6 protein-coding genes are annotated in these 6,496 nt (G+C 60.1%); 5 read left to right on the top strand and 1 reads right to left on the bottom strand.

The window, feature by feature from the left end:
- Nucleotides 1-164 precede the first annotated feature (164 nt).
- The 5 genes from glyA to AC3A5O_RS24805 all read left to right on the top strand — a co-directional run bounded on the left by glyA (nt 165) and on the right by AC3A5O_RS24805 (nt 5,335).
- On the top strand, nt 165-1,418 hold the full coding sequence (gene glyA / locus AC3A5O_RS24785; RefSeq protein ID WP_122564957.1) for a serine hydroxymethyltransferase: 1,254 nt from the start codon (nt 165-167) through the stop codon (nt 1,416-1,418).
- A gap of 207 nt (nt 1,419-1,625) precedes the next feature.
- Complete coding sequence (locus AC3A5O_RS24790; protein ID WP_305468569.1) at nt 1,626-2,156, top strand: hypothetical protein; 531 nt, start codon at nt 1,626-1,628, stop codon at nt 2,154-2,156.
- Between the two features lie 386 nt (nt 2,157-2,542).
- Nucleotides 2,543-3,856, top strand: a complete 1,314-nt coding sequence (locus tag AC3A5O_RS24795; protein ID WP_122564959.1) for a C4-dicarboxylate transporter DctA — start codon at nt 2,543-2,545, stop codon at nt 3,854-3,856.
- 59 nt (nt 3,857-3,915) lie between these two features.
- A complete protein-coding gene (locus tag AC3A5O_RS24800) occupies nt 3,916-4,620 on the top strand; it encodes a FadR/GntR family transcriptional regulator (RefSeq protein WP_305468572.1) in 705 nt (234 codons plus the stop codon).
- A 22-nt stretch (nt 4,621-4,642) separates the two neighbouring features.
- The gene (locus AC3A5O_RS24805; protein ID WP_305468573.1) at nt 4,643-5,335 is read left to right on the top strand and encodes a GntR family transcriptional regulator; all 693 of its coding nucleotides are present in this window, start codon (nt 4,643-4,645) and stop codon (nt 5,333-5,335) included.
- Nucleotides 5,336-5,414: 79 nt separating this feature from the next.
- Here the strand turns inward: AC3A5O_RS24805 and yjiA are convergent, their stop codons facing one another.
- Nucleotides 5,415-6,383, bottom strand: coding sequence for a GTPase (gene yjiA, locus AC3A5O_RS24810; RefSeq protein WP_487753853.1), 969 nt, complete (start codon nt 6,381-6,383; stop codon nt 5,415-5,417).
- Nucleotides 6,384-6,496: the final 113 nt, after the last annotated feature.

The raw sequence follows: 6,496 nt of genomic DNA on the forward strand, positions 1-6,496 counted from the left end.
CGGGCTTCTGTGGGAGCAAGGCTTGCCCGCGATGAGGCCAGTACAGGCAACGCCCCTCTTGCTTGAAACCCATTCGTCCGCGACATGACCTCCTTTCATATGCCTTCCAAAACCGGTTGGGTTAGAATGCCCCCCTTTTCTGCCCCCGATCCTTGAGGACCGCCATGTTCAGCCGTGATTTGACTATTGCCAAGTACGACGCCGATCTCTTTGCCGCCATGGAGCAAGAAGCTCAGCGCCAGGAAGAGCACATTGAGCTGATCGCTTCGGAAAACTACACCAGCCCCGCGGTGATGGAAGCTCAAGGCTCGGTACTGACCAACAAGTACGCCGAAGGTTATCCGGGCAAGCGCTACTACGGTGGTTGCGAGTATGTCGACGTGGTCGAGCAACTGGCCATCGACCGCGCCAAGGAACTGTTCGGCGCCGATTACGCCAACGTCCAGCCACACGCGGGCTCCCAAGCCAACGCCGCTGTGTACCTGGCGCTGCTGTCGGCCGGTGACACCATCCTGGGCATGAGCCTGGCCCACGGCGGTCACCTGACCCACGGCGCCAGCGTTTCCTCCTCCGGCAAGCTGTACAACGCCATCCAGTACGGCATCGACGGCAACGGCCTGATCGACTACGACGAAGTCGAGCGCCTGGCCCTCGAGCACAAGCCGAAAATGATCGTGGCCGGTTTCTCCGCCTACTCGCAGATCCTCGACTTCCCGCGCTTCCGCGAAATCGCCGACAAGGTCGGTGCCTACCTGTTCGTCGACATGGCCCACGTTGCCGGCCTGGTTGCCGCAGGCGTCTATCCGAACCCGGTGCCATTCGCCGACGTGGTCACCACCACCACTCACAAGACTCTGCGCGGTCCACGTGGCGGCCTGATCCTGGCTCGTGCCAATGCCGACATCGAGAAGAAGCTGAACTCCGCCGTCTTCCCGGGCGCCCAGGGTGGCCCGCTGGAGCACGTGATCGCCGCCAAGGCGATCTGCTTCAAGGAAGCCCTGCAACCTGAGTTCAAGGCTTACCAGCAACAAGTGGTGAAGAATGCCAAGGCCATGGCCGGCGTGTTCATCGAGCGCGGCTTCGACGTGGTGTCCGGCGGTACCGAGAATCACCTGTTCCTGCTGTCCCTGATCAAGCAGGACATCTCCGGCAAAGACGCTGACGCGGCGCTGGGCAAGGCGTTCATCACCGTGAACAAGAACTCGGTGCCCAACGACCCACGCTCCCCGTTCGTCACTTCGGGCCTGCGCTTCGGCACCCCGGCCGTGACCACTCGCGGCTTCAAGGAAGCCGAGTGCAAGGAACTGGCCGGCTGGATCTGCGACATCCTGGCGGACCTGAACAACGAAGCGGTCATCGACGCCGTGCGTGAGAAGGTCAAGGCTATCTGCAAGAAGCTGCCGGTATACGGCGCTTAATCAGCTCGCCAACGCGTAGCCAAAAAGGCCCGCATCGAAAGATGCGGGCCTTTTTTATTGACGAGCAAAACATACGATCAAACAACTAACGCCAGCCATCCGTTAACGTCCTGCAATACAGACAACCCCACAAGTGATTAATAACTCAATAAGATCCAGCGTCTTCCACCTTTAACTTGATCACTCACTTCAGGAGTCAATATTCACATGGACAGTGAACATTCCTTTTATGCAACACTTGATATGTTTAGCGCTCACATCAATCTACTGGAAAGGCTGCATGGCAAACCGGCGCTGGCGACGGTCAGTTCTTTCAGCGGTGGATTTTATACCGGCAAACCCCAGACCCAAGATCATTCACACCTGCTTGGCATGCGCGCCGAAGACCCGAGGACGCGCGGTGAGCCCTTGCGGCTGCATTTCCGGCATATGGCGGGCGGTTATCTCCTGACCATAAAAAATACCGGCGATTACTACAACAAGTTAATCAGCAAAAGCTGGTTTGAAATACTTGGCGCAAAGGATGCCAATACTAAAAACCCGACGATTTTTAACCTGATGGACTTTCAACAGAAGGTCATCACGCCGGAAACTATCAAACCCGGTCACACCCGCATTTCGCTCATGACGGCCAATAGAAAACATGTGGGGGGATTAAGGCTACGGGGCTCGCCTTATCTCTATCTTGCCGAGACGGAAGAACAGTCAAAAGCGATGTTCATTCTGAGCGTCCTTTGAGACAAATACCCGTAGAGCATTTTAATGCAAGGCAGTAACCCCCCCTGTGGCGAGGGAGCTTGCTCCCGCTCGGTTGCGCAGCGACCGCAACATCCTGGGGCTGCTGCGCAGCCCAACGGGAGCAAGCTCCCTCGCCACAGTCTTGTGTATCTCCTCACTTAGGCATCTGGCGGCAAAATTTTTTTCAGCCAGGAAAAGGCTCAAGCACAGGGTTTTCACCGCAACTGGTAAGACCGGTAAAGCCAAACCGTCGCCATCGGGCTTGCACAGCCGCGAAAACAGCGCCTAGACTGCGCCTGAACTGGACAAACCGGTAAGACCACAATAATGAAGTCCCGACGCCAGCCTCCCTGGCGAACAAGGACACCGAACCAGGAATCCCTCCCATGCTCAAATGGTGCTCGCGGTCGATCTTCCTACAAGTTGTCCTCGGACTGGTGCTCGGCATCGTCTGTGGGCTTACCCTTCCCGAATATTCTGCACAGCTCAAACCCCTCGGCGACGGCTTCATCAAGCTGATCAAGATGCTCATCGGCCTGATCGTATTCTGCGTGGTGGTCAGTGGCATCTCCGGCGCCGGTGATCTCAAGAAAGTCGGGCGCATCGGCCTCAAGTCGGTCATCTACTTCGAAGTCCTCACCACCATCGCCCTGGTCATCGGCCTGGTCCTGGCTTTCAGCACCGGCATTGGCAGCGGCGCGAACATCCACTTGGAGCAGCTCTCCAGCGCGGACGTGAACGATATCGCCCAGCGCGGCCAGCACATGGTTACCACCACCCAGTTCCTGATGAACCTGATCCCAACCTCGGTGATCGGCGCCTTTGCTGAAAACAACATTCTGCAAGTCCTGCTGTTTTCGGTGCTGTTCGGCAGCGCGCTGAACCTGGTGGGCGATGCAGCTAGCGGCATCTCGCGGCTGATCAACGAACTCAGCCATGTGATCTTCCGCATCATGGGCATGATCGTGCGCCTGGCCCCTATCGGTGTGTTCGGCGCCATTGCCTTTACCACCAGCAAATATGGCCTGGACTCGCTGCAGCACCTGGGCAGCCTCGTCGGCCTGTTCTACCTGACCTGCATCGCCTTCGTCACGCTGATCCTCGGTCTGGTGATGCGTGCGTCGGGCCTGCCGATGCTGCCGTTTCTCAAATACCTGCGCGAAGAGCTGCTGATCGTCCTCGGCACCGCGTCGTCCGACGCCGTGCTGCCCCAAATCATGCGCAAGCTCGAGCACCTGGGGATTGGCAGCTCCACCGTGGGCCTGGTGATTCCAACCGGTTACTCGTTCAACCTGGACGGTTTTTCGATCTACCTGACCCTGGCGATTGTCTTCATTGCCAACGCCACCGGTACGCCCTTGGCCCTGAGCGATCTGCTGACCATCCTGCTGGTCTCGCTGATCACCTCCAAGGGCGCCCACGGGATTCCCGGCTCGGCGCTGGTGATCCTGGCGGCGACGCTGACCGCGATCCCGGCGATCCCGGTGGTCGGCCTGGTGCTGGTGCTGGCCGTGGACTGGTTCATGGGCATTGGCCGGGCCCTGACCAACCTGATCGGCAACTGCGTAGCGACCGTGGCGATTGCCCGCTGGGAAAAAGACATCGATGTGCCTCGGGCGCGCAAGGTGCTGTCAGGCCAACAAGGCTATACCTTCCAACCCAGAAAACCGGTGGGCAGTGCCCATCACCAGCAATTCTGAAAGATGGCGATGCCGGCCCGCGAGCCGGCATCGCCTGATTGATTTCCAAGGAGTCACATGTGATCAGCTCATCGACCGTCGTCAATTCCGTGGTGGAGAAACTCCGCGCCGCCCTCGCCCGGGGCCAGTGGCGCTCAGGCGACATGCTGCCCGGCCAGCGCGAGTTGGCCGAGCAACTGGGTATCAGCCGACCCAGCCTGCGTGAAGCGGTGATTGTCCTGGAAACTCTGGGACTGGTGCGCTCGATGCCGGGCAAGGGCGTCGTGGTGCTGGAGGCCAATCCCGGCGATGCCGCCATTGAAGGCAGTGCCATGGCCGGCGCGAGCCTGGAAGACCTGCTGCAACTGCGCTACACCCTGGAACCCTTCATCGTCGGCCTGGTGGCCCAGTCCATCAGCAGCAAGGAAGTCGGCCAGTTGCGCCTGACCCTCATGGACATGCGCGAAGCCCTGGAAGCCAACGACAGCGACGCCTGCGCCAACGCCTACATCGCCTTCCATGAAGAATTGTTTGCCCTGACGTCCAACCCGATCTTCCAGAACGTGGTCCAGCAGACCAGCAACGCCCTCAAGCAAAGCGCCGATGTGTTGCGCAACTCGCCCGAGCACCTGGCCGAACGCCTGACAGAGAACGAAGCGGTGGTCCGTGCCATCCGTGGCAAGAACAGCGCCCAGGCCAGCGCCGAAATGCGCCGGCACATTCTTCGGGAAGGCCAGCGCATGGGCATCGAATTGAATATTCCGGACGATAACCTCGGCACTTGAGCCTGGGTCTGCGGAGACCGCCATGAATAATCTCGTTTCCCATCAACATAACCGCAATGTACTCGCCGCCCTGCCCCTGCCCGGGCGGATCGGCAAACCGTCGGTGGACGATATCTACCCGCGGATCTTCGACGCCATCCTCGAACAACGCATTGCCCCGGCCAGCCGCTTCACCGAGGAAAGCCTGGGAGATGTATTCGGTGTCAGCCGCAGCATCATTCGCCGTGTCCTGGCGCGCCTGTCCCACCAGCAAGTGGTGATATTGCGGCCCAACCACCGGCCACAAGTCGCCGCACCGGACCTGGAGCAGACCCGGCAGATCCTTCATGCTCGCCGCCTGGCTGAGCAAACCCTGGTGCGCCTGGCTTGCAAGGCGCCGCAACCGCAGGATCTACGACGCCTTCGGGATCTGGTGGAACAGGAACAGCACTGCCTGGACCGCGGCGAGCGTGGCCCGGCGATACGCCTGTCCGGCGAGTTTCACCTGCAACTGGCCGCCATGGCCGGCAATGCGCCGTTGAGGCAATTTCTCGGCAGCCTGGTGCCGTTGACCTCGTTGGCCTTGGCGCGACATGAGGTCAAATCCCGTCGACATTGCGCCTGGCAGGAACACTTGGCGATCATCGACGCGGTGGAAGGCCGCAACGTCAATGAAGCGGTGCGGCTGATGGACGAGCACCTGGACCATCTGGAGCAAAAACTGCTGATCGCATAACGGTTGTGGCGAGGGGATTTATCCCCTCGCCACGATAAGAGCTAGCCGCACGCTGCTGGTGACCTCAAGTACGGAGCTGTCAAAGTAGTGCGGCTTCGAAACCGGCGCGGATCTTCTCTTCGGGCAGTTCGTCGGCGATGAACACGATCACGCTTTCCCGGGCTTCGTCGGGCGCCCATTCGGTGTCCCAATCGAAACCGTACAACTTGAGCACGCCCTGGAACACCAGTCGGCGGGGTTCGCCGGCGATGTTCAGCACGCCTTTGTAGCGCAGCAATTGCTTGCCGTGGTCTTCCAGCAACTGGTTCATGAACTCGCTGAGCTTGTCGATATCCAGCGCCTTGTCGGTGCGCAGCACCAGGCTGCTGATGCGATCACCCGGGGTTGCCTTGCCCACCGGTCGCAGGCTGAACCCTGCGCCCAGGTCCGCATTGAGATTGAAACCGCGAATGTCGAGCAGCTCGGCCAGGTCGATCTTGCCGTGTTCGACCACCCTGATCGGCGCCCGCCGGTTGATGCGCGTCAGACGTTCGCCAAGGGCCTGGACTTGGGCGGCATTCACCAGGTCGGTCTTGCTCAGGAGCAGGCGGTCGGCAAACCCGACCTGGGCCTGGGCGATGGCCTGGGTCAGGTGGATGTCGGCGTGAGCGGCGTCCACCAGGGTCAGGATCCCGTCGAGGATATAGCGCTCGCGCAGGTCCTCGTCGAGGAAAAAAGTCTGCGCCACCGGGGCCGGATCAGCCAGGCCGGTGCACTCGATGACCAGGCGGTCGAAGGCGATTTCGCCGCTGTCCAGCCGCTCGAGCAACAGGTACAGGGCCTTGGTCAGGTCGGTGTGAATGGTGCAGCACACACAGCCGTTGGCCAGGGTCATGACTTGCACCGGCTCGTCGCCCAGCAGCTGGGTGTCGATACCGGCATCGCTGAATTCGTTCTCGATCACGGCGATTTTCAAGCCGTGCTCAGCCTTGAGCAGATGGCGCAACAGCGTGGTCTTGCCAGCGCCGAGGAAGCCACTGAGGATGGTGACCGGGATGGGAGAGGACAAACTGAATCTCCTTGATGCCTGAAAGGAAAGCGGTTTTGTGGCGTATGCAAATGCTGAAACCAACCCAAAACAACTGTGGGAGCGGGCTTGCTCGCGAAAGCGGTGTGTCAGCC

The sequence above is a fragment of the Pseudomonas sp. Soil_N_39 genome, assembly GCF_057655955.1.

Bases quoted from the DNA above. Each gene is read 5' to 3' on its own strand.
- glyA (WP_122564957.1), top strand. From the start codon at position 165: ATGTTCAGCCGTGATTTGACTATTGCCAAGTACGACGCCGATCTCTTT.
- AC3A5O_RS24790 (WP_305468569.1), top strand. From the start codon at position 1,626: ATGGACAGTGAACATTCCTTTTATGCAACACTTGATATGTTTAGCGCT.
- AC3A5O_RS24795 (WP_122564959.1), top strand. From the start codon at position 2,543: ATGCTCAAATGGTGCTCGCGGTCGATCTTCCTACAAGTTGTCCTCGGA.
- AC3A5O_RS24805 (WP_305468573.1), top strand. From the start codon at position 4,643: ATGAATAATCTCGTTTCCCATCAACATAACCGCAATGTACTCGCCGCC.